Source organism: Mesorhizobium sp. WSM4830 (assembly GCF_055811495.1).
On the sequence record NZ_JBVVQI010000012.1, the window covers coordinates 26,244 to 48,672 of the forward strand.

Below are 22,429 nucleotides of genomic sequence, written 5' to 3' on the forward strand. Positions count from 1 at the left end.
GGCTCCGGCTTCTCCCCGGTCGGCTGGCCTTCGCCGCCAACCGCAGCATATGACGACATGGTCACGTTAGACACTAAGCAATACCTCAAGCATGCCCGCTTGCACCGTGCTGCAGCGGAACGACAATGTTTGGCTTGTCCGGGCGCGGGAAGGGCCGGATCACATTTGCCAGAACGTCTTCGCGCGAGCCGAACGAATGGAGCATCCCGTTCGACAGGACGAGTACCTGATCGATGTTGACGAGAGCGGAGGGGCGATGCGCAACGACGATCACGATACCGCCGCGCTGACGCACTGCCAGGATAGCGCCGGCCAAAGCAGCATCACCGTCTGCGTCCAGATTGGAATTTGGTTCGTCAAGAACGACGAGAAATGGATCGCCGTAAAGTGCCCTGGCAAGCCCGACGAGCTGCCTCTGCCCAGCCGAAAGGGCCGCGCCGCCTTCTCCGATGCGTGTTTGAAAACCCTGCGGAAGACGCATGATCATCTTGTCCACGCCCGCAGCCTTGGCAGCTGCCAGCACGCCTTTTGCGTCGCTTTTGCCGCCGAACCTCGAAATGTTGTCGGCGATCGTCCCGTCGAACAGCTCAACGTCCTGCGGCAGGTAGCCGATATGAATGCCGAGCAGTTCTGAGTTCCACTGATTGAGCGAGGCGCCGTCCAATCTTACGGTGCCACGAAGCGGCTTCCATGCCCCGACCAAAGCGCGCACGAGCGTGGTCTTGCCGGAGCCGCTCGGGCCGACGACCGCCAACCCTGCGCCTCTCGCCAAGCGGAAGCTTACATTGAAGATGGTTGGTTTCTGCAGGCTTGGTGGCGCGACGGTCAATTCCTCGACCGCAAGCTCTGCCTTCGGGCGGGGCAGTTCCATTGGCTCTTGCTGGCTATCAAAAGCATCCAGCGCTGCCGCCAGCTCGGTATAGCTTTTGCGGGTTGCCAGAAACCCTCTCCAGTTTGCGATCGCCACATCGACCGGCGCCAGCGAGCGGCCCAGCAATATGGACGATGCAATGATCACGCCAGGCGAGGCCTCGCCGCCGATCACAAGGTAGGCACCAAGCCCTAGCACACATGATTGCAGGGCCATTCGGAGCGTCTTCGACAGTGAGCTTGCGGCGCCGACGACGTCGGAGAGCCGTTCCTGGTTCTTCAGATAAAGATGACTGACCTCGTTCCAGCGCCGGCTAAGCGGGGCGGAAAGGCCCATCGCCTGAACAACCTCTGCGTTGCGGCGGCCGGAGTCGGCCAGAAGCCGCTGCGCTACGAGTGTCTCAGATGCACGAGCCGCAGGTTTGCGGCCGATGATCTCGGCAACCACCGTCAAAAACACAACGGCGCATGCGCCGAGCGTTGCCAGCACGCCAAGCGCGGGGTGCAGCAGATAGATGACCACCATATAAAATGGTATCCAGGGAGCGTCGAATAAGACTGTCGGCCCCAGCCCGGAAAGAAAGCCACGTAGCTGGTCCAGATCACGAAGCGGGTGTACCCGGTTCGCATCCGGCCCGGCGACGAGGGGCAGGGAAAGCGAGGCTGCGAACGCTTTTTGCTGCAGATTTCTATGCAGGCGGCTGCCGATGCGGACCAACAGGCGAAGCCTCACGAAATCGAGGAGCCCATAGGCCGCGTAAAGTCCCAGCATCCCGACTGTAAATCCGATAAGAGTCGGCACGCTCTGGGAAGGCAGTACGCGGTCGTAGACCTGGAGCATGTAGACGGAGCCGGTTAAGGCGAGGATATTTATCAATGCGGAGAAAACGCCTACGCCGACGAGGCCGTGCACACAGCCGAACATTGCGGAGCGGAGATCGAGCGAGCGCCCTTTGGTCGACTTCATGATGTGCGCTCGTTGACGCGAAATTGCTGCGCAATCTCGTCGATTCTTTCGATGAGGGACAAACTTTAACCTTCCGGGAAGCAGCAGCCCCGCCCCGCTGCTGGAACATTACGAATTGCTTACATACGTGCCTTCTTTGATTAAAATGTAGCAAAATCGTGACGCCAGGCTGAGAATTCGGCAACTGGCTCGCCAGGCTGGGGATAACCGGGTCGGGTAAGGAGATATTCCTAATCATGACACCCGGCAGAAGCTTATGATCATCTTTGTAGCATCAAGGCTCCAAAGCGTCTGGCGACGGATGGGTTTTGATTTTGTCGATCGAGAGTTAAACGGTTTTGAGATACACTTCATCGGTACGCAATTGTCGGCCACCAACGCCGGCTAAAACGGGAGGCGAGTGTCGTGAGCGAAGAGATCAATGTCGCCGATGCCTACGGCAAGGGCCGCAGCACCTTCATGGGATTGCAGTTGCTTGTCTCGCCCGGTGCGCTTGTTCCTCGGCCGGAAACGGAATTGCTCGGCAAGGCCGCTCTCGATGTCCTGAGCCAACTGAGCCTGCCGGTGCCTCGCGTTGTCGACATGTGCTGCGGGGCGGGCAATCTGGCGTGCGCCATTGCGCACCACGCTCCCACCGCGCGCGTGTGGGCAAGCGATCTTACCGACGGATGCGTGGAGGTCGCGCGCCGCAACGTCACCCATCTTGAAATAGAGGACCGGGTAACGGTTCTTCAGGGCGACTTGTTCAGCGCCTTCTCCGGCTTGGAGCTCGACGGTACGATCGACGTGATTGTTTGCAACCCGCCCTACATTTCGGAAAAACGGCTCGAGGGCGACCGTTCACATCTGGTCGAGCTCGAGCCGCGTGAAGCATTCGCAGCCGGCCCCTACGGCCTGAGCATCCACATGCGGGTGCTCAAGGAGGCACCGCGTTATTTGCGGCGTGGAGGCATCCTGCTTTTCGAGGTGGGGCTTGGCCAGGACCGGCAGGTCATGAGTTTGCTCGAGCGTTCCAAGGCTTATGAGAGTATCCGGGCAGTCACCAACCAGGCCGGTGAGGGCAGGGTGGTTGTGGGACATACGAAGGCGCAGGCGTAAGCATCGCAGCCGTGGCCGCCCAGACGCGCTGTCGCGGCTAGAAACGGCCGGGAACTTGAAACAGAGTTGCGCGAGATTTCGGCAATCAGTTTCGCTCGTGTCAGTTTCTCTTGCGCATGATGTATTGCGCAATTCCCTCGATGGAATCGAGATTCTCCGGCAGCAGCTCGCTGTCTTCGACTGTGATGCCGAAGGTCTCCTCGATGAAGCCGATAACCTCGAGCACACCCGTCGAGTCCACGATGCCCTGGTCGAGGAGCGAGGTGTCGCTCTCCAGGCTCTCGGGATCGGCTATATAGAAATTCGAAGCCAGGAAAGCGCGAATTTGTTCGCTGCAGGTATCGGTTCTGTCCTTGGTAGATAACATTGATTTCGCCTCCGGTACAAAAAATGAATGCTGATCAACTTCGCCCTGGTACCGACTCATGACAGGGCCGTTTTTTTGAGCTTACCCGTGTCGGTCATCGGCAGACTGGGTACGATGACGATGGACTTCGGAACCATGAAGTTTTCCAGCCGTCTCTGGCACTCTTTCTGCAACTGCTTTTCACCGATCATGCTTCCCTGCTCCATCACGACAAATGCCTTCACTGCTTGCCCGAGCAGCTCGTCCGGAACGCCGATGACCGCGGCTTCCCGTACGCCCGCAATGTTCATCAACACGTTTTCCACTTCCTTCGGCGCTATCTTCTCTCCGCGCGATTTTATGATCTCGTCGCCGCGACCGACAAAGTAGAGGTAGCCCTCGGCGTCCATCCGGCAGTAGTCGCCGGTGTATAGGACCTGCTCACCCGGCAGCGGGCCGGGCTTGAGCTTCCTGGCTGTCGCCTCCGGCTTGCCCCAATAGCCCTTCATCACCGTCGCTCCGCGGATGACGAGCTGACCAACGATGCCGGGGCCTACCCGCCTGTCATGCTCGTCGACAATCCACATTTCCGTATTGGGGATAGCGATCCCAACGCTCGACGGCTTTCGCTCCAGATCCTCCGGCGGCAGGTAGGTGCAGCGCTTGCATTCGGTAAGGCCGTACATCGAATAGATGCGGGCGCCAGAAAACAGCTCCTGCAGCAGGAGAATGTGCTTGAGCGGCAGGGCGGCCGCAGTGTTCGTGACGTAGCGAATACTCGAAAAATCCTGATCCCTGAGAGACCTGAGCTCCCCGAGTGCGGCGAAGATGGTCGGTACGCCGGGAAAACCCGTCACCCTTTCTTGCTTGATCAGCCCAAGGATCTGCGCCGGGAAGGCGAACGAGCGCTCAAGCACCAGCCGGGCGCCCGCGCCGAAGGCCATGATCATCTGGTAAAGACCGTAGTCGAAGGCGAGCGGCAGGACATTGAGGATCACCTCGTCTTCGGCAAGCGCCAGGTATGAGGAAATCGAGGCGCACGCGGCAATCATGTTTCGGTGCGTCAGCATCACGCCCTTGGGCTCGCCCGTCGAGCCGGACGTATAAATGATCGCAGCGAGATCGATGTCGATGCAGCGGCGCGCGGGCGGCGTGCTGCGGGCTGCCGCGACCGCGGCGTCCCAGCGCACAGCATGCGGCAGTTCTTGTAGATCGCTGCGTTCGATCGGCCCGGAGACGATCATGCGGCGCAACGATGGGCAATTCCGCGCCGGCTCCCTGAAAATCGAGTGCAGGTGTTTGTCGGTAATCAGTGCCGTCGGGCGGCAATCGTTGAGCAGATAATCAAGTTTGTCGCTTTTGGTGAGCGGATTGACGATGCACACCACGGCGTTGGCCTTGAGCACCGCCCAGAACGCAACGACGGCCTCGACAGTGTTGTCGGCGAAGACCACCACGCGATCGCCACGCGCAATTCCGGCATCGGTCAAATGGTGCGCTATGGCGTTCGAACGCATATCGAGATCGCCATAAGTGACACGTTGATTGCCGCACACCAGGGCCACCTTGCCGCCGAGCCGGCTGGCAGAGTGGGTGAGATAGTCGTGCAGGAGCGGTACGGCGCCATGCATCATGCGAGCACCTCTTCGCGATGCACGCGGTCGATATCGATGCTGAGCTTGAGCGTGCGAGCCCCACTTGGACGGCTCGCGATAAATTGCCGATGGAGAAGCTGCGTCGACAGCACCCCGACTAGCGCCATATTGTCGGAGTTGGACAGGTCGCCGCCGCCGGCGCTGGCCTGGCACTTGCTCAGGAGCCGGGTAACCGACTTGGGATCGAAGACGTTCGCTTCGCGCAGCGCGGGCTCCGAAAGTGCTTCGCGAATGTAGGCCGGAGCGCCATCTGCGACGAAGCAAAGCGCGTTGGGGGCCCGGTAAGGCTGCTTCTTGCGCGTGACGATTTCCGACGGCACGATGGGTTGCGCCACGCGCTTCAGCACATGCTTTTCATCGAGCACGCGCAGCTTGTAGGCGGCAGGAAGCGAATTCGCGAGCCTCACGAGTTCATGATCGAGGAACGGGAAGCGCCCCTCGACGGAATGAGCCATCAGCATCCTGTCCCCTTGTGAGGAAAGCAGGTATCCCGACATCAGCGTCTGGATCTCGATATACTGGTCCTGCGCAAGAGAGCCCCATCGCGAAAACTCCGCCGGCAGACGGGCAAGCAGCTCGGATACGGCGTTGCGGCGCTCCGTTTGGGCGCGCATGTCTGCCGAAAACAGCCGCTTGATGGCGCTTGTGGTACGCCAGCGCGTGCCATGCGCAAAACCAGGCGCGTCACAGGCGTGGATGTCGCGCCCGAAGAACTGGCGTGCCATCGCCTGCTGCTGCACCGGCGAGCGGCTGAGATAGGGATAGAGGCGCTCCAGCAGCCGCGAGCGTCGCGTCGAGGCGGGCTGGCGTCCCCAGAAGCGGCGGACCTTGCCCTCGCGGAACAAATCGTAGCCGGCGAACATTTCGTCGGCCCCTTCGCCGGTCAGCACGACCTTGATGCCATGCTGGCGCACCAGTCTCGAGAGCAGGAACAGCGGCGCCGGCGCGGTCCTGAGGATTGGCCGCTCGGTGTGGTAGGTCACCTCAGGGAAGATGCCAGCGATATCGCTGCGCGAAACAACCACCTCATGATGGTCACTGCCGGCCACGCCGGCAACCAGGCGCTGGAAATGCGTCTCATCATACTCGGCGTCGGCAAAACGCAGCGAGAAAGTCTGGAAGCGCTCGCCCGCGAAGCGTCTCCCCAGCGTGGCGACCAGCGAGCTGTCGAGCCCGCCGGACAAATAGCAGCCGACCGGCACGTCGGCGCGTACTATCCTGAGCGCCGTCGCGGCTTCCAGGGCGCTGCGCACTTCCTCCACCGCGTCATCAAGCGAGCCGGTGAATTCATCATCGCCGGGTCCGTCAACCTCTGGATAGTCAGGCTTCCAAAAAGCCCGCTCCCGGACGACGCCGCTTTCATAAATACGAATGCGCCCCGGGGTGAGTTCGCTTACTCCTCCAAACACGCCCTGTGGCGGCGTGACAGTCCAAAGTGTGAAAGTCTGATCGATGCCGGCTGGATCGAAGGCGCGGGGTATATCCGCATCGGCCGCGAAAATGGCCTTCACCTCGCTGGCGAAGTAAAGCCGCCCGCCATGCTCGCAAAAGTGCAGCGGGCAGATGCCGAACCGATCCCGCGACAAGACGAGACGACCTGCCACGGAGTCCCAGATGGCGACTGCCCACTGCCCATTCATTCGCTCGAAGGCGGCCTCGCCCCAGGCATGATAGGCATGAACGATGACCTCGGTGTCGCTGCGTGTGCGGAAGCGATAACCGAGCGCGACCAGGTCTTGTCGCAGCTCGACGTAATTGAAGATTTCGCCGTTGAAGACGATCCACATTGTGTCGCCCGCGCCGGCGAGTGGCTGCTGACCGCTTGCGAGATCGATGACGGACAGGCGGGCATGCGCCAATCCCGCACGTCTGTCCCGGTAAAGGCCGCGCTCGTCCGGGCCGCGATGCGCCAGCGCGCCCGCCATGCGTATCAGCGCATCCCGGGAAGGGGGCGCCGCTGCGGCGCTCAGCGACACAATTCCGGCGATGCCGCACATCGCCTAGCCCTCGCCCATTGAAGAGGACACCAACGGCCGCGCGTGAAGATAACGTGCGGCGCGCCGCTTGCTGTCGATATCCTTGAAAACCTTCTGGACCTGCATCACGGTGAGGCCGGTTGCCTCAGCGACATCTTCGTCGGCGATCCCATGGTTCAAGCCGTAGAGGCACAGATCCATCAGATAATAAGGCAGCGCGAAGTAGAACTCCTCCTGACTCTGCGCCATCGAGAAGGTGTCCGTGGTGGGCGGCCTGCGCCGGACCTCGTCCTCCACCCCAAGATATTCGGCCAACTGATAGACCTGGGTCTTGTAGAGGTGGACGATTGGCATCAGATCGGCAATTCCGTCGCCCTGTTTGACGAAGAAGCCCTGGTCGTACTCCAGGCGGTTCGGCGTGCCCGCTACCGCGTAGTTGAGGCGGTCGGCATGGTAGTATTCGGTCATCTTGCGCAGGCGCTGCTTGTAGTTGGTTGCAGCGACGATCTGCAGATAGGCTGCCGACGGCAGACGCACCGTGTCGGTCCTGCCCTCGGGGTCCTGAACCGTGAGGCGCGTGATGTTGAGACCGTTGCTCTCGAAAACCGAGGCGAGCACCAGCTTGCATTTCCAGCCGTCCCCATATTCGGGAACGACGGTCTGGATTGCTTCGGTCTGCCGTCTATAGGCGCCGATTGCTTCCAGGGCCGGCGTTATATCCTCCAGGATCGTTTCGATACCAAGCTGTGCGGCGACAATGCGGCCGAGCCTCAGTGAGTCGCCGGAGGAATGGCGCTCCGGCATGAATATCCCGAGGACCTTGCCTTTCCCAAAGGCGCGAACACACAACGCCGCGACGACGGAGCTGTCGATGCCGCCTGAGAGGCCGACAACCACCCCTCGACGTCGCAGCGTGCCGAAGACCTGCTGGCGCAAGATCTGGACGATGCGATCGACTTCCGCGCCAGCGTCGAGCACCAGCGCGTCCTTGCCGAATGTTGAGATCAGGTCGATGGCTTGTACTCCAGTTTGCGAGACTCGACTGGCGAATAGGTTTTCGCCACCGCTTTCTCGATAAGGGGACGATTGGTGGTAAGGTGAGGCTCTACAACCAGATCGATGTGGCTGCCGACGATCGGAATCACGTCCAGATGGGCGAAGACGCTATCCCAGCCGATTGCCAGAGGCATTCCGGGTCGAGCACAGCGGAACAGGGTGCCTGTGATCGGCAGAGCCGGCTTTGGCTCGGCCACCCATTGGAAGAAGGCTTGCGCGCGCAAAACCTCTTGCAGTTCCAGTTTGGTTCTAAAGCTCGTCGCGTTGAACTGTCCGTGAGCGAAGCGGTCGAGAAACTGGACCAGTTGTGCCTCGCGCTTCATTGCCACGGCGACTTTCGCGAGGGCCCGGCAAGCCATCCGGTAAGCGGACACGCGGTTGGTTCGGATTCGATTGACTGTGCGCGTAAACGTCTCCCAGCGGGCGCTTCGCTCCCCGACGAGACTGGTGTCGAGGATGCCGAGGAACTTTACGGTTCGCCCCGAGGCCAGCAGCCGCGCCGCAACCTCGAAGGCAACAGCGCCGCCGAGCGAATGGCCGAGAAGTCGTACATGACCCGAGGGTTGGGCGCGGCGGATCTGGTCGACGGCGGCGTCGGCCATATCGGCGAGGCTGTCTTGTCCGCGCAGTATCATAGCCAGGGCCGGATACCTGATCGGGGCAACGCGCGTCACCTTGCCCATCGCTGCTGCAAAGGCAGCAAGGCTCGGGCCATAGCCGACGGACCCTGGGAACAGAAAAAGAACGGGAGGGTCGTGCTTCTGGGCGCGCGCGCTTTGATCGCCTGCCTGGGCGGACACGACCGCCTTGACCATTTCTTCCAGGCTCATCCCGACGGTGAAGGCCTCAAGGCCGAGTTCCTGCCCGATGGCGCTTTCGATTTCCATGACGCAGTGCAGCAGCTTCAGCGAATCTCCTCCGGCGTCATCCCAGCGTCCTGCCGCCACGCGCGTATTGAGAATGCTGGTCCATGCCCGCTGGACGACCTGCTGCGCCGTCAGCTTGCCTCGCGGCTCGAGCGGACGCGCGGTCGCCGCTGTCTCTCTGGCTGAAAGGTCCATCTCTGCAAGTGTCGTGATGTCGACTTTGCCGCTCGGCAGGCGCGGAACCTCGGCGATCGTGTGCAACCGCAAGGGACGCAGCGGCGGCGGCAGATTGGTCCTGACAAGCTGGCGAAGCTCGTCCGAAAAGGTCCCTTCAGCCGAGCGCCGAGGAACAGCGAAGGCGACAAGCTCATTCGCGGCCGTCACGATTGCCACAGCATCCGCGACAGAGGGTGCGCAACGCAGCACCCGTTCGAGTTCGGCTGGCTCGACGCGTCGACCGTTGATTTTTACCTGGCGCCCCTTGCGACCGACGATGTGCAGTAGGCCTTGATCATCAAGTCGAACGAGGTCACCTGTCGCGAAAATCCGAAGGCCTGGATCGTCCGGGTCTGATGTTGCCGGTACAACCGCCCCGTCCTCCCAATGGCCAAGCAAGACATACGGACTCCTGATCAGAAGCTCTCCGCTGCGGCCCGGTTGAACGCGGCGACCCGCTTCGTCGACAATTGCGAAGGTGATTCCAGGCAGCAGTCCGCCAACTGGAACCGAATCTCCATGCTCTGGCCAGTCTCGCGGCAGGAACCATTGCGAGCCGGTGGTCTCGGTTGACGAGTAACCGATCTGGACAAGGCACGTATCGGAGACGGCCTTGCGCAGCAGGGCGATGTCGGTCCAGGGCACCTTCTCGCCACCGATCCGGGCGACTCTGAGTGAATGGAACGCTTCTGCAGGTCCGTCTGCCATAAGCGCGCGAAGCAGTGCCGGCACCAGATAGGTGATTGTCACGTTTTCGGATCGCACCAGGCGTTGAACGGCGCGCAAGCCGACCGCTTCGACTTCGACCAGATGCAAGGTGGCGCCGGTGAGAAGAGCTGCAAGAATCTCCCGGCACCCGGCGATTGTGGCGGGTCCGGTCAATGGCAGGAAAACATCATCCGAGTTGATGTGGCATGCATCGACGTATTGCTGGACCCGGCACAGCAAGCTGCGCTGGCTGTTAACGATGCCCTTGGGCCGGCCCGTACTCCCTGACGTATAAAGCACGATGGCGGGCGCATCGACCGATACGGAATAAGACCGAGGCACTTGCCCAGCCGGCGAGGCGGCACTGGTCGACACATCGATCCAACTGACCCGGTGAGGCAAACCATCGGGTCGGACATTTCCCTCGCCCAGGACAGCTGAGAGCCGCGCTCCGGCCACGATTTCAAGGATCCGCGAGCTAGGATCTCGCGCGTTGAGTGGCACCGAAGGCCGCCCAGCCGTCATGCTTGCCAGCATGGCAATGGGATACCAGGCCGAGTTGGCCTGAAGAATCCCTATCGCCTGTCCGTCTGGGACGGCCGCCGCGATCTGGTAGGACAGCGTCTCGACGGACCGGAGGAGCTGGGAATAGGTCAGACGATTGGCGCCGTCGCTGATTGCAAGCTTGTCGGGGTACTGGCGGACAACATTTCGCAGGTGATCGAAGGCCGCAATGTTGGTAAAATCGACGCCCAATCTTTGAAATGGGCGCAGTACGGGACCGCCCTGATCCAGTGCGTATTGTGCGACACTTGACCAATTATCGGAGGTCGTTATCTGACAATCCACCGCTAGATCCTGATCCGCGACTTCTGATCCCAAATATGCCGAAGACATGAGTTGCCTACGCTAAGATTAGGGTCACTTATCGCCCCCCGCCCCAATCTTTTCATCGATCATTCTGATGATGCCCTGATCTTCCCTCAAGGACGCTTGGCTAGTCACTTCGCCTGTTTCGCAAGCCGCGGGCGGAGCCAATCATGCCAGGCTCGCTGGCTGTTGTGGTGCGCATGACACGGACACATGCCAAGGCGGGATCGAAGACCAAGGTGGGGTCGAAGACGGAATTGCCGCTATTCAGGCATATTGCCTATTCGGTGGTTCTCCCGGGCGATACCGGCGATGCTTCGGTGTCGGAATAGCTGCCGGGGACAAAACAATATGCATAGATCTGTCCCCGATTTTCGTCGGTCACGCGGATCCAATCCTTTTCCCACGTTCGGAAGGTAATGCGCCCGCCCGTCATCATAGCTGCGGCTCTGAACGGACTCGGCGCGTTGACAACGCGCACCGAGATAACATCGTCGCCATCCATGCGCTCGACGAGATACGTCTGCATGAGAGCCTCCCCATGCCCCGCTAGATCACCCGTACTTTAACGCCGGCTAATGAATTCGGTTGCAACTGCTTAGCGAAACTTTGGGTTCCGATACTTTCCGTACCTACCGGCAACGGGGTCCCTCCCACTCCGTATCCGTCAGGTTTTCAGCGACCGGATGCCAGTTTCAGGGGAAGGCAGGCTGATTCCGGCCATGCCGGCGACGCAACGCTAGGCCTCCGCGTGGCGTCGCGATCACGGAGCATCACAATGCGCCGGCGGAGGCATGGGACAGCAGGCTATTCGAAGTTTCTGAACCTGCCTTCACGACGACTGCGCCGTGTCGACGATCCGTTGGAACAGTAGGCCGGGTCCTGGAACGTCAATCGTGTTTGGCCAGGAAGCGCCCGACGGCGGCGAGGCAGTCGTGCTTTTCCTCGACATGCGGCATGTGGCTGGAATTCGGGAAGACCAGCCCTTCGACGTACGGGATAAGATCCAGAAAGGGCTGGACGCAGGCCTCGGTCGCTTCGTCGTAGAAGCCGCGGAAAACCAGGGTCGGCGCCTCGATCCGATGCAGGCGGTCGACGATGGTCCAGTCCCGCATCGTGCCGATGACGTGGAACTCATTGGGACCATTCATGGTGTGATAGACGGTCGGATCTTCCTCGATTGCCGCAAATGTCCGGGCGACCTCTGGCGGCATCGGAACGACGCGACAGACGTGACGGTCGTAGAAAGCCTTCGTCGCCGCAACATATTCGGGGTGATCGGTGGTTCCCGCCGCTTCGTGCCGGTCGAGCGCACTTTGCACATCGGCTGGCAACTCGGCGCGCAATTGCCGGGCTCCTTCCACCCACAGCGCCATCGAGGCCAGCGAATTGGCCAGGATCAATGCCTTGAGCCCTTCAGGGCGGCGCACGGCGTGCTCGGCCGAGAGTATGCCGCCCCAGGACTGGCCGAGCAGGGCATAATGGCCGGCGATGCCGACATGGGCGAGCAGCGCATCGAGTTCGCCCAGGAAGAAATCGACGGTCCAGAAGTCGCCGCCCTTGTCCGGCAGATGGGTCGATTTGCCGTTGCCGATCTGATCGTAGTGGATGACGGCTCGCCCGGTTCCGGCAAGCTCCTTGAACGAGTCCACATAGTCGTGGGTGCAGCCCGGTCCACCATGAGCGACGACCAGGGGCAGCTTGCCCGACCCGAGGTCCCCGGTCACACGGTACCAGGTGCGATAGCCCTTGTAGTCGCTAAATCCTTCGGTGATCGCATGTGCCGTCACAGTCCAAGCTCCGCATCATGGCGCGGCAGGAGCCACTTTGGCGCACCCCTCCCAAGCCTTGTTTGCGGCTGACGGTACTAAGCGGCCCGGCGCATTTACAGCTAGCACTATTTATAGGTTCGCCGGTTATAAGTTGGCCCGAGCCAAGGCCGATCGCCCGCAGGTCGCGAGCCTCAATGCTCCGGTTCGAGCAGCCGGTAATGGGCGGCGAGCGCGATGGCATGGAAGCGGTTGCGCGCACCAAGCTTTCGCGTCGCCGCGTTGAGGTGCAGCGTTGCGGTAGGCACCGCACGGCCAATCTCACGCGCGACCTGCTTGGCCGTCAGTCCGGCAGCGGCCAAGCGCAGGCACTGGCGTTCGCGCGACGTCAGATGGACATGTTGGCAGGTGCGGATCCCGGCGTCGAAACCGGCGTAGACGGAGTCATGCAGCAGATGACCCAGATCGCCGATCTCGGCGATGAAGGGTCTGGCTTCGAGCTCGAACCCGGCCTCCGGCTCGGCACGGATCGCGGTGAAGGTGGCGAGATCGCCGCCGGCAAGGCGAATGGGTACGGTGACGCCGCAGGTCATCCTGGTGTCAAGCAAATAGCTGACCACAGGATCGTGCTTGGACTGGAGCACGCGCTGCATGACGGTGCTCTGAACGCCGTTGTGCGACCAGAGAAACGGTCTCGATACGGTGAGCGCGGCCTCCTGCACCGGATCGAGCTGATAATATCCGCCCTTGCACCAGAGATCCTGCATGTCGCGCGGCACGTTGCGCAGAGCCATCAGCGAGGGCGTGATAAGCTCGCCCTTGTGACTGACCGGCACGGGCGTATAATCATAGATGAATGCGGTGAAACCGATCGGCTCCAGCACCTCCGTTGCCACCGCCATGGCAGCGTCGATGCTCATTCCAGTTCGGAACCGGCTCTCTAGATCGCCTGGAAGGCTTTGCATCCGGCAAGCTTACCCGCTGATGATTGCTTGTCAAATAGCCATGTCGGCCGGTTGCTCAACAAATAGGCGGGATAAGCCTGTCCGACCCTATCTATCTTAATAGCTATCCCGTCCGGCTTCGCTCGCCGTAGTCTTTTGCGATTGGGCCAAGTAGCGGACGCCGTTCGCAACCCCAGCACTGTTTTCAGCCGCGCAATGGTCGATCGACCGGGTTCAGCGCGGCAAAAGCCGACACGCCTCCATGAGGGAACAAATATGCGACTCCAAAAAGCATTTACAGCGTTGATATCCGGGCTGGCTCTGCTCGGCGTGACGATGATGTCGCCGGCAAGCAGTGCCTTGGCCGCCGAGGGCAAGCCAGGCGGCACGCTCCGATTGCTGGCCAATGCCGCGGCAGGCACCGCCGATCCGCACATCAACTACACGCTGCAGTATTTCCAGATCAATTATATCCTCTACGATGGCCTGGTGACCTACAAGAAGGCCGGGGACAAGACGGGCTTCGAGGTCGTCGCGGACCTGGCGGAAAGCCTCCCGCAAGTCGAGAACGGCGGCAAGACCTATGTCTTCAAGCTGCGCAAGGGCATCAAATTCGCGGATGGCTCGGACGTCACCACAAAGGACGTGGTCGCTTCGTTCCAGCGCATCTTCAAGATCAGCGGGCCGACGGCCGGGACCTTCTACAAAGGCATCGTCGGCGCGGATGCGTGCTTGAAGGCCCCGGCGACATGCACCCTCGACGGTGGCCTGTCGGTCGACGATACGGCCCGAACCATTACCTTCAACCTGGTCCAGCCGGATGCCGAGTTCCTGCAGAAGCTGGCCGTTCCGCATGCGTCGATCCTGCCGGCGAGCGCACCGCTCAAGGACGCCGGCACGGATCCGATCCCGGGTACCGGACCCTACATGATCGCCAGCTACGACCCCAACAAGCTGATGAAGATTGTGCGCAACCCTCATTTCAAGGAATGGAGCAAGGAAGCGCAGCCGGCCGGATATCCGGACGAGATCGACTATGAATTCGGCCTGACCGACGAGGCGGCGGTGACGGCGGTCGAGAATGGGCAGGCGGACTGGATGTTCGACCCGCCGCCGTCCGACCGTCTCGCCGAACTCGGCACCAAATATGCCAAGCAGGTCACGGTTCACCCGCTGACGGCGATGTGGTACGCGCCGATGAACACCAATCTGGCGCCGTTCAACGACATCCGCGTTCGCCAAGCCGTGAACTTCGCGATCGACCGCGCCGCGATCGTCAAGCTGTTCGGCGGCAGCAATCTGGCGCAGCCGGCCTGTCAGATTCTGCCGCCGGGCTTCCCGTCATTCGCAGCCTATTGCCCGTTCACCGCCAATCCGGGTGAGAAGTGGTCGGCGCCGGATATGGACAAGGCCAAGCAATTGGTCGCGGAATCGGGAACCGCAGGCCAGGAGGTGACGATCATCACCGAGGACACCACGGTCTCCAAGGCGATCGGCGTCTACCTCCAGGATGTGCTCAACCAGCTTGGCTACAAGACGTCGGTCAAGCCGATCTCGCAGAACATACAGTTCACCTACATCCAGAACACCAATAACAAGGTGCAGATTTCGATCTCGCAATGGTTCCAGGATTACCCGGCGCCGTCGAATTTCCTGCAGGTCTTGTTCAGCTGTGCCTCGTTCACGCCGGGTTCCGACGCCTCGGTCAATATTTCGGGGTTCTGCGACAAGTCGATCGACGCATCGATGGACGAGGCAGAGGCAGCCACCATCGCCGATCCGGCCAAGGGCGCGACACTCTGGACCGCCATCGACAAGGCCGTGACGGACAAGGCTCCGGTCGCTGTCCTGTTCACGCCAAAGCGCGTCGATGTGATCTCTTCCAGGCTGAAGAACTTCACCTTCAGCCCGCAATTCTACTGGATTGTCAGCCAGTCCTGGGTGGAATAGCCGACCGGAGCCAATGCGACGGAGTGCCGCTGGCTCTCCGTCGCATTTCCTTTTCCGGCGGATCAGCGCATCTTCCAGGCCGCGATTTTTCCTAGGCAATCCTGTTCATGGTCAATGTCATTGCGGACCAGCCCGCCATCCCGGTTCGCCGGGCCACCGATGGCCCGTGGCGTACCGCTTGGCGCAAGCTGAAAGGCGATCGTTCGGCAATATCGGCCTTCGCCGTGCTCGTCGTCATCGTGATCGCCTCGCTCGCGGCGCCGCTTTATGCGCGATACGTCTCCGGCACCGATCCATTTGTGACCAATCTCAATGGCGAGATCGTCGTCGATGGGGTGACCCAGCCGGTGCTGCAGCCCTCCACCGAAGGCCTTGGCCTCGGCATGACGCCGATCGGGCCGACCTGGCGCATCGGCCCCTATATGCTCGGTGCCGACAACCAGGGCCGTGACGTCGCGGCGCGGCTGCTTTACGGCGGACGGGATTCGCTGTTGATCTCGGGTGCTGCAGCCGTGCTGTGCCTCGTCCTCGCGACGTTTCTGGGTGTCGTTTCCGGCTTCTTCGGCGGCATCGTCGACATCGGCCTGTCGCGCATTCTCGACGTGCTCTGGGCCTTTCCGATTTTCCTGTTGGCGATTTCGTTGTCGATCGTGCTGATTGCGCAGAGCATCCAGATCGGTCCATTCGAGATCCGCTCCGGCAGCCTGTGGCTACCGGTCTTCATCATCGGCATCGTCTATGTGCCCTATGTGGCGCGGCCGATCCGCGGCCATGTCCTGACCTTGATGCATGCCGAATTCGTCACCGCTGCGATCGGCCTAGGCGCGTCACCCTGGCGCATCCTTTTGCGCGACATCATGCCCAATGTGGTGACCCGCATCATCGTTTTCGTGCCGTTGATCCTGGCGCTCAACATGATGACGGAATCCTCGCTGTCGTTCCTGTCGATCGGCGTGCAGCCGCCGGATGCCAGCTGGGGCACGATCATCCAGGACGGCCAGGGCCTGCTTTATTCGCGGCCGGTCGTGGCACTGGCGCCGGGGCTAGCCATTGTCATCACGGTGCTGGCCCTCAACATTCTGGGCGACGGCGTGCGCGACGCGCTCGACCCGAAATCCTCGCCGAGGGGCGTCTAGTGGTTGCCGCGCTCGGCTTCCGGCTTGGCCAGATGGTGCTGGTCATGTTCGGCATCAGTGTCGTCGCTTTCTTGATCTTCTTTGCGACGCCCGGCGCTGATCCATCGGCGCGCATTGCCGGCCGCAATGCTTCGCAAGAGACGCTGATCCAGGTGCGCCACGATTTCGGTCTCGACCGGCCATTGCCGGTGCAATATGGGCTGATGATGAACCGGCTTTTCGTCAGCCGCGATCTCACCTCCTTCGTCAATCGCGGGCAACGCGTCATCCCGACCGTGATAAGCGCCATTCCCGTGACGCTGTCGCTGGTCGGCGGCGCGGCAGTGCTGTGGGTGCTGGGTGGACTGATCGTCGGGGTGATCGCAGGCGCTACGCGCGGGACATTCATCGATCGCGCACTGATGATCTTGAGCCTGGTAGGCGTGTCGATTCCGGTCTTCTGGCTGGGCGAGGTCGCCAACCTGCTGACGCAAAGCCGCTGGCACGACAGCTGGCTGTTTTCCTGGGTTCCTCCGCTCGGCTACATCCCCCTGACCGAGAATCCCTGGGGCTGGTTCAAGGCGCTGGTCATTCCGTGGTTCACGCTGGCAACCCTTTATGTCGGCCTCTATGGCCGGGTGCTGCGGGCAAGCCTGATCGAGATGATGCAGGAGGATTTCATACGCACCGCCCGGGCCAAGGGGATCGGCGAGCGGCGGGTGCTGCTGCATCATGGCCTCAGGACCTCGCTTGTCGCATTCGTCACCATGTTCGGCCTCGATTTCGGTGCCCTGGTCGGTGGTGGCGCCCTGCTGACCGAAGTGGTCTTCGGACTGCAGGGCGTCGGAAAACTGACCTATGAGGCGCTGCAGACGCTCGATCTGCCGATGATCCTGGCCACCGTGATCTACGCCGCCTTCTTTGTGGTGATGGCTAACTTCGTCGTCGACGTGGTCTTCGTCATCATTGACCCGAGGGCTCGCGATGTCGGCTGATGCTCCTCTTCTGGTGGTCAAGGACCTCACCGTCTCCTTCCGCAGCGACGAGGGCCTGGTGCGCGCGGTGGGAGGTGTTTCGTTCTCCGTCGAGCAGCGCGAGATCGTCGGTGTGGTCGGCGAATCCGGTTCGGGCAAAAGCCAGACCTTGCTCGCCATCATGGGGCTGATCGACAGCCCCAACGCTATCGTATCCGGTTCCATCCGTTTCATGGGACAGGAGCTGATCGGGCTCAAGCGACGTGCGCTCGATGCCATTCGCGGCCGCCAGATCGCGATGATCTTCCAGGATCCGATGTCGGCGCTCACCCCGGTGCATACGATCGGCAACCAGATCGGCGAGCAGGTGCGCGCGCATGAAAAAGTGTCGGCGAAAGCGGCACGGGCGCGGGCCGTGCAATTGCTGGATGCGGTCGGCATCGCAAATCCGGAGCGGGTCGTCGACAGCTACCCGCACCAGCTTTCCGGCGGCATGCGCCAGCGCGCGGTGATTGCCATGGCGCTCTCGTGCAACCCGGTGCTGCTCGTCGCGGATGAACCGACTACAGCCCTCGATGTTACCGTGCAGGCGCAGATCCTCGAACTGATCGGACGATTGCGCGACCAGTTCGGTTCCGCGGTGATCCTGGTCACGCACGATCTTGGCGTCGTCGCCGAAGTCGCGGACCGGGTGCTGGTGATGTATGGCGGACGCTTCGTCGAGGAGGGCGGCAAGAGCAGCGTGTTCCGGGCGCCGCTGCATCCCTACACATGGGGCTTGTTCGGCTCGATCCCGCCGATGGAGGGACCACGTCCAGCCCGGCTTGCTGCCATTCCGGGAATTCCGCCCTCGCTCTCCAACCTGCCGAAAGGCTGCGCCTTCGGCCCCCGCTGCGCCTTTCGCCACGACGCCTGCCTGGCTGAGCTGCCGATCATGCAAGGCGGGAGCCATCGCGCCGCCTGCCTGTTGCCGGAGCCTACGCGCAGGCAATTCGCTGCCCAGAGGCCTGGCGGCGTGGCGGAGATGCAACGATGAATGCCATGCCACGCGAACGTCCGCTGCTTCGTGCCGGCGACCTGTCGAAGCGCTATAGCGTCGGCCGCTCGATCTTCCCGGCGCAGCGCCGGACCGTGCATGCGGTCGATACGGTGTCGCTCGACATCTGGCCCGGGGAGACCCTCGGCATCGTCGGCGAGTCCGGTTGCGGCAAATCCACGCTTGGCCGGTGTCTGGTGCGTCTGACCGAAATCAGCTCGGGGTCGCTGGAATTCGAGGGCCGCGACATCAGCGACGCTTCCCAGCGGCAGCTTCGTCCGTTGCGGCGGCAGATGCAGATGGTCTTCCAGGATCCCAGCGCTTCGCTCAATCCGCGCCGGCGGGTCGGCGATCTTCTGGCCGATCCGTTCCGCATCCATGAACGCCTCTCGGCATCGGAAATGGCGGACCGCGTGGCCGAGCTCCTGCGCCGGGTCGACTTGTCGCCCCAGCACGCATCGCGCTATCCGCACGAATTCTCCGGCGGCCAGCGCCAGCGTATCGGCATCGCCCGCGCGCTGGCGCTGCGGCCACGGCTGATCGTGGCCGACGAGCCGGTCTCGGCGCTCGACGTGTCGATCCAGGCGCAGATCGTCAATCTGCTCGCCGACCTGCGCGAGGAGTTCAACCTGACCTATGTGTTCATCGCTCACGACCTTTCCGTGGTGCGCCAGATCTCGAGCCGTGTGGCGGTGATGTATCTGGGATCGATCGTGGAGAGCGGGCCGACCGACGAGGTCTTTGCGGCGCCCAGACACCACTACACCGCGGCGCTGCGTTCCGCCGTGCCGATACCCAGCATCGAACGGGCGCGGCGCGGCCGGCTGGTGCTCAAGGGTGACCTGCCCAGTCCGATGAGCCCACCCTCCGGGTGCCGGTTCCACACCCGTTGCCCGGCTGCCACCCCGATCTGCCGCAGCGAGCGTCCGCTTCTCCAAAGCATTGGCGAGGGCCGCCTGGTTGCTTGCCATCATCCAGCCGACGGTTGACGACCGGAGTTCTCGTTCAGCGATATCGGATCAGGACCGTTCAGCCGTAATCGTCCTTTCGGCGAGGATAGAGGCCGATCTGGACGCCGCACGATCCGGCGCTATGTTGCGCTTCGGCGGCCGGGCATCGCGAATGCCTAATACTAAAGTAACTGTTCTCGCGTTGCCGAGCGATGCTACGATTTGAAGGACGGGCATAGCCGGCCGTATAGCGCTGCGCGATCTGGTGCCGAAGAGGACGGAATGTGGGAGGCCACTCTTCGTGCCGCAGCAGGCAGCCGCCGACATGATTGATCGTTGTCGACCATAAGGGAGGAAGTCACCAATGAAGATATCGTACCTGGTCTCGGCCGCGCTTCTTGCAGCGACTGCGATGCCTGCCGCAGCCGCCGAGATTTCCGACGGCAAGGTCAAGATCGGCATTCTCAACGACCAGTCGGGCGTCTATGCCGATTTCGGCGGCAAGTGGTCGGTCGAGGCCGCCAAGATGGCGGTCGAGGATTTCGGTGGCAAGGTGCAAGGTGCGCCGGTCGAGATCGTCAGCGCCGACCACCAGAACAAGCCGGACATCGCCTCCAACATTGCGCGGCAGTGGTATGACACCGAACAGGTCGATTCCATCATGGAACTGACCACCTCCTCGGTGGCGCTCGCCGTCCAGGGGATTTCCAAAGAAAAGAAGAAAATCGACATCGTCACCGGCGCGGCGACCACCGAGCTAACCGGCAAACAGTGCTCGCCCTATGGCTTCCACTGGGCCTACGACACGCATTCGCAGGCAGTGGGGACCGGTGGCGCTCTCGTCCAGCAAGGCGGCGACAGCTGGTTCTTCGTCACAGTCGATTATGCATTCGGATATTCGCTCAAGGAGCAGACCGCAAAGTTCGTCCAGAGCCATGGCGGCAAGGTGGTTGGCGAGGTGCGTTACCCGCTCGGCTCGACCGACTATTCATCCTTCCTGCTGCAGGCGCAATCGTCGGGCGCCAAGGTCATCGGCCTGGCGAATGCCGGCCTCGACACCTCCAACTCGATCAAGCAAGCGGCCGAATTCGGTATCGTGCAGGGCGGCCAACGTCTTGCAGCACTTCTGTTCACTCTGGCCGAGGTGCATGGGCTCGGCCTCGAGGCGGCGCAAGGCGTGGTGCTGACCGAAGGTTTCTACTGGGATCGCGACGACAAGAGTCGCGAGTTCGCCCAGCGGTTCTTCAAGCGCACCAACCGCATGCCGAATATGATCCAGGCCGCCACCTATTCAGCGGTGACCCAGTATTTGAAGGCGATCGACAAAGCCGGCACCGATGGAACCGAGGCGGTCGCCAAGGAATTGCATTCGATGCCGGTGAACGACGTCTTTACGGCAAACGGCAAAGTGCAGGCCGATGGCAACATGGTTCACGACATGTATCTTTATCAGGTCAAGTCGCCGAGTGAGAGCACCAAGGAGTGGGACTATTACAAACCGCTCGCCACGATCCCCGGCAACGAGGCGTTTCTGAGCCCCAAGGAGAGCGGCTGTCCCACGGCCGGCGAGTGATTGGCGGACCGATGGAACCGCCCGAACCGAGTGAGCCGCGGGTGGTGCTTTCCGCCCGCGGTTTGCGGCGTGACTTCGCCGGCTTTGTTGCGGTCAGGAATGTCGATCTCGACCTCTACCACGGCAACATCCACGCACTGATCGGACCTAACGGTGCCGGCAAGACCACCGTCTTCAACCTGCTCACCAAGTTCCTCCCGCCGACCAGCGGCAAGATCGAACTGCTCGGCCACGACATCACCCGCACCTCGCCGGCCAAGGTCGCGCGGATGGGCCTGGTGCGCTCGTTCCAGATCTCGGCGGTGTTTCCACATCTCAGCGTGCTCGATAATGTGCGTGTTGCGCTGCAGCGGCCGGGCGGGCTCAGCGTTCAGTTCTGGCGCTCGCTGGCGGCCCTCGATCGATTGACGCCGCGCGCCGAGGAGCTTTTGCGGTCGGTCGGCCTCGACGATGCCAAGAACAGGCCCGCCGCCGATCTCTCCTATGGCAGGAAACGCGTGCTCGAGATCGCCACGACGCTGGCGCTCGATCCGAAAGTGCTGCTGCTCGACGAGCCGATGGCCGGCATGGGGCACGAGGATGTCCGCACGGTTTCCGACATCATCCGCTCGGTGGCTAAGGAGCGCGCGGTGCTGATGGTCGAGCACAATTTGACTGTTGTAGCCGATCTTTGCGACTGGATAACCGTCATGCAGCGCGGCGAAATCCTTGCCGCCGGCGACTATGCCACGGTCAGCCGCGACGAGCGGGTGAGGATCGCCTATATGGGCACCGCCGATGAGTGAGGCCGCGCCGCTTCTCGCAGTCCGCAGCCTCAACGCCTGGTATGGCGAGAGCCATGCGCTGCACGGCGTCGATCTGGAGGTCTTTCCAGGTGAAACGGTGACGTTGCTGGGCCGCAACGGCGTCGGCAAGACCACGACATTACGCGCCATTATCGGGCTGATCCGCCAGCGGACCGGGCAGATTTTTTTCGACGGCAAGGATTTGATGCGCCTGCCGTTGCACCGGACCGCGCATCAAGGCATTGGCCTGGTGCCGGAGGAACGCGGCATCTTCGCAACGTTGACCGTGGACGAGAATCTGGTCCTGCCGCCGATCGTCGCCGAGGGCGGCATGAGCGTGGAGGAAATATTCGATCTCTTCCCCAATCTGAAGGAGCGACGCAACAGCCCCGGCACCAGGCTGTCGGGCGGCGAACAGCAGATGCTGGCGATCGCGCGCATGCTGCGGACCGGCGTGAAAATGCTGCTTCTCGATGAGCCGACCGAGGGACTGGCTCCCGTCATCGTGCAGCGCATCGGCGACTTGCTGGCGACGATGAAAAAACGCGGCATGACGATCCTGCTGGTCGAGCAGAATTTCCGCTTTGCCAGCCGCGTCACCGACCGTTTCTACCTGATGGAGCACGGCAAGGTCGTGGCGGGCTTTCCGGTCGGCGAACTGCCGGATCGCATGACGCTGCTGCATGAAGTGCTGGGTGTATGATG

The 22,429-nt window shown here is 61.9% G+C and carries 18 protein-coding genes; 9 read left to right on the forward strand and 9 right to left on the reverse strand.

The genetic code is table 11. The annotated features are described in order from the left end of the window. Positions 1–85: 85 nt before the first annotated feature. Entirely contained in the window at positions 86–1,837 is a 1,752-nt protein-coding gene (locus AC0L2Y_RS16775) for a type I secretion system permease/ATPase (RefSeq protein WP_473557892.1), read from the reverse strand. A gap of 405 nt (positions 1,838–2,242) precedes the next feature. Here AC0L2Y_RS16775 and AC0L2Y_RS16780 point away from each other — a divergent pair, with 405 nt between their 5' ends. Beyond that, the gene (locus AC0L2Y_RS16780; protein WP_473557894.1) at positions 2,243–2,935 is read left to right on the forward strand and encodes a N5-glutamine methyltransferase family protein; all 693 of its coding nucleotides are present in this window, start codon (positions 2,243–2,245) and stop codon (positions 2,933–2,935) included. A 100-nt stretch (positions 2,936–3,035) separates the two neighbouring features. Here the strand turns inward: AC0L2Y_RS16780 and AC0L2Y_RS16785 are convergent, their stop codons facing one another. The 8 genes from AC0L2Y_RS16785 to AC0L2Y_RS16820 all read right to left on the reverse strand — a co-directional run bounded on the left by AC0L2Y_RS16785 (position 3,036) and on the right by AC0L2Y_RS16820 (position 13,317). Further along, positions 3,036–3,302 carry an acyl carrier protein gene (locus AC0L2Y_RS16785; RefSeq protein ID WP_473557897.1) on the reverse strand — a complete coding sequence of 89 codons (267 nt, stop codon included), beginning with the start codon at positions 3,300–3,302 and terminating at the stop codon, positions 3,036–3,038. Positions 3,303–3,358: 56 nt separating this feature from the next. Beyond that, on the reverse strand, positions 3,359–4,915 hold the full coding sequence (locus AC0L2Y_RS16790) for a class I adenylate-forming enzyme family protein (protein WP_352489810.1): 1,557 nt from the start codon (positions 4,913–4,915) through the stop codon (positions 3,359–3,361). Then, positions 4,912–6,933 (reverse strand): asparagine synthase (glutamine-hydrolyzing), encoded by a 2,022-nt coding sequence (gene asnB, locus AC0L2Y_RS16795; protein ID WP_473557899.1) that lies wholly within the window; start codon positions 6,931–6,933, stop codon positions 4,912–4,914. Before asnB ends, AC0L2Y_RS16790 begins: the two co-directional genes overlap by 4 nt. A 3-nt stretch (positions 6,934–6,936) precedes the next feature. Continuing rightward, a complete protein-coding gene (nadE, locus tag AC0L2Y_RS16800) occupies positions 6,937–7,920 on the reverse strand; it encodes an NAD(+) synthase (protein ID WP_473558150.1) in 984 nt (327 codons plus the stop codon). After that, positions 7,917–10,655: an AMP-binding protein gene (locus AC0L2Y_RS16805; RefSeq protein WP_473557901.1), complete on the reverse strand. Its 2,739-nt coding sequence runs from the start codon at positions 10,653–10,655 to the stop codon at positions 7,917–7,919. The genes nadE and AC0L2Y_RS16805 overlap by 4 nt, the downstream gene beginning before the upstream one ends. Positions 10,656–10,908: 253 nt before the next feature. Continuing rightward, positions 10,909–11,157 (reverse strand): hypothetical protein, encoded by a 249-nt coding sequence (locus AC0L2Y_RS16810; RefSeq protein WP_352489813.1) that lies wholly within the window; start codon positions 11,155–11,157, stop codon positions 10,909–10,911. Positions 11,158–11,518: 361 nt separating this feature from the next. Further along, entirely contained in the window at positions 11,519–12,418 is a 900-nt protein-coding gene (locus AC0L2Y_RS16815) for a proline iminopeptidase-family hydrolase (protein ID WP_352489814.1), read from the reverse strand. Between the two features lie 173 nt (positions 12,419–12,591). After that, positions 12,592–13,317 (reverse strand): LuxR family transcriptional regulator, encoded by a 726-nt coding sequence (locus AC0L2Y_RS16820; RefSeq protein ID WP_352489815.1) that lies wholly within the window; start codon positions 13,315–13,317, stop codon positions 12,592–12,594. A 300-nt stretch (positions 13,318–13,617) separates the two neighbouring features. Between AC0L2Y_RS16820 and AC0L2Y_RS16825 the strand changes: the two genes are divergently transcribed. The 8 genes from AC0L2Y_RS16825 (at position 13,618) to AC0L2Y_RS16860 (ending at position 22,427) form a co-directional block, all read left to right on the forward strand. After that, on the forward strand, positions 13,618–15,291 hold the full coding sequence (locus AC0L2Y_RS16825; protein ID WP_473557905.1) for an ABC transporter substrate-binding protein: 1,674 nt from the start codon (positions 13,618–13,620) through the stop codon (positions 15,289–15,291). A gap of 107 nt (positions 15,292–15,398) precedes the next feature. Continuing rightward, positions 15,399–16,427, forward strand: a complete 1,029-nt coding sequence (locus AC0L2Y_RS16830; RefSeq protein WP_352565401.1) for an ABC transporter permease — start codon at positions 15,399–15,401, stop codon at positions 16,425–16,427. Beyond that, a complete protein-coding gene (locus tag AC0L2Y_RS16835; RefSeq protein WP_352661999.1) occupies positions 16,427–17,401 on the forward strand; it encodes an ABC transporter permease in 975 nt (324 codons plus the stop codon). The genes AC0L2Y_RS16830 and AC0L2Y_RS16835 overlap by 1 nt, the downstream gene beginning before the upstream one ends. Then, on the forward strand, positions 17,391–18,416 hold the full coding sequence (locus tag AC0L2Y_RS16840; protein ID WP_473557908.1) for an ABC transporter ATP-binding protein: 1,026 nt from the start codon (positions 17,391–17,393) through the stop codon (positions 18,414–18,416). Before AC0L2Y_RS16835 ends, AC0L2Y_RS16840 begins: the two co-directional genes overlap by 11 nt. Continuing rightward, complete coding sequence (locus AC0L2Y_RS16845; RefSeq protein WP_352565399.1) at positions 18,413–19,405, forward strand: ABC transporter ATP-binding protein; 993 nt, start codon at positions 18,413–18,415, stop codon at positions 19,403–19,405. The genes AC0L2Y_RS16840 and AC0L2Y_RS16845 overlap by 4 nt, the downstream gene beginning before the upstream one ends. A 325-nt stretch (positions 19,406–19,730) precedes the next feature. Continuing rightward, positions 19,731–20,939 (forward strand): ABC transporter substrate-binding protein, encoded by a 1,209-nt coding sequence (locus tag AC0L2Y_RS16850; RefSeq protein ID WP_473557910.1) that lies wholly within the window; start codon positions 19,731–19,733, stop codon positions 20,937–20,939. Positions 20,940–20,950: 11 nt separating this feature from the next. After that, positions 20,951–21,724 (forward strand): ABC transporter ATP-binding protein, encoded by a 774-nt coding sequence (locus AC0L2Y_RS16855; protein ID WP_473557912.1) that lies wholly within the window; start codon positions 20,951–20,953, stop codon positions 21,722–21,724. Continuing rightward, positions 21,717–22,427, forward strand: coding sequence for an ABC transporter ATP-binding protein (locus AC0L2Y_RS16860; protein ID WP_473557915.1), 711 nt, complete (start codon positions 21,717–21,719; stop codon positions 22,425–22,427). The genes AC0L2Y_RS16855 and AC0L2Y_RS16860 overlap by 8 nt, the downstream gene beginning before the upstream one ends. Positions 22,428–22,429: the final 2 nt, after the last annotated feature.

What these genes read in the sequence shown, in the direction of transcription:
- AC0L2Y_RS16855 (WP_473557912.1), top strand. Translation starts at nt 20,951, where the DNA reads ATGGAACCGCCCGAACCGAGTGAGCCGCGGGTGGTGCTTTCCGCCCGC.
- AC0L2Y_RS16860 (WP_473557915.1), top strand. Translation starts at nt 21,717, where the DNA reads ATGAGTGAGGCCGCGCCGCTTCTCGCAGTCCGCAGCCTCAACGCCTGG.
- AC0L2Y_RS16785 (WP_473557897.1), bottom strand. Translation starts at nt 3,302, where the DNA reads ATGTTATCTACCAAGGACAGAACCGATACCTGCAGCGAACAAATTCGC.
- asnB (WP_473557899.1), bottom strand. Translation starts at nt 6,933, where the DNA reads ATGTGCGGCATCGCCGGAATTGTGTCGCTGAGCGCCGCAGCGGCGCCC.
- AC0L2Y_RS16850 (WP_473557910.1), top strand. Translation starts at nt 19,731, where the DNA reads ATGAAGATATCGTACCTGGTCTCGGCCGCGCTTCTTGCAGCGACTGCG.
- AC0L2Y_RS16775 (WP_473557892.1), bottom strand. Translation starts at nt 1,837, where the DNA reads ATGAAGTCGACCAAAGGGCGCTCGCTCGATCTCCGCTCCGCAATGTTC.
- AC0L2Y_RS16840 (WP_473557908.1), top strand. Translation starts at nt 17,391, where the DNA reads ATGTCGGCTGATGCTCCTCTTCTGGTGGTCAAGGACCTCACCGTCTCC.
- AC0L2Y_RS16825 (WP_473557905.1), top strand. Translation starts at nt 13,618, where the DNA reads ATGCGACTCCAAAAAGCATTTACAGCGTTGATATCCGGGCTGGCTCTG.
- AC0L2Y_RS16830 (WP_352565401.1), top strand. Translation starts at nt 15,399, where the DNA reads ATGGTCAATGTCATTGCGGACCAGCCCGCCATCCCGGTTCGCCGGGCC.
- AC0L2Y_RS16820 (WP_352489815.1), bottom strand. Translation starts at nt 13,317, where the DNA reads ATGAGCATCGACGCTGCCATGGCGGTGGCAACGGAGGTGCTGGAGCCG.
- AC0L2Y_RS16790 (WP_352489810.1), bottom strand. Translation starts at nt 4,915, where the DNA reads ATGATGCATGGCGCCGTACCGCTCCTGCACGACTATCTCACCCACTCT.
- AC0L2Y_RS16810 (WP_352489813.1), bottom strand. Translation starts at nt 11,157, where the DNA reads ATGCAGACGTATCTCGTCGAGCGCATGGATGGCGACGATGTTATCTCG.
- AC0L2Y_RS16805 (WP_473557901.1), bottom strand. Translation starts at nt 10,655, where the DNA reads ATGTCTTCGGCATATTTGGGATCAGAAGTCGCGGATCAGGATCTAGCG.
- AC0L2Y_RS16845 (WP_352565399.1), top strand. Translation starts at nt 18,413, where the DNA reads ATGAATGCCATGCCACGCGAACGTCCGCTGCTTCGTGCCGGCGACCTG.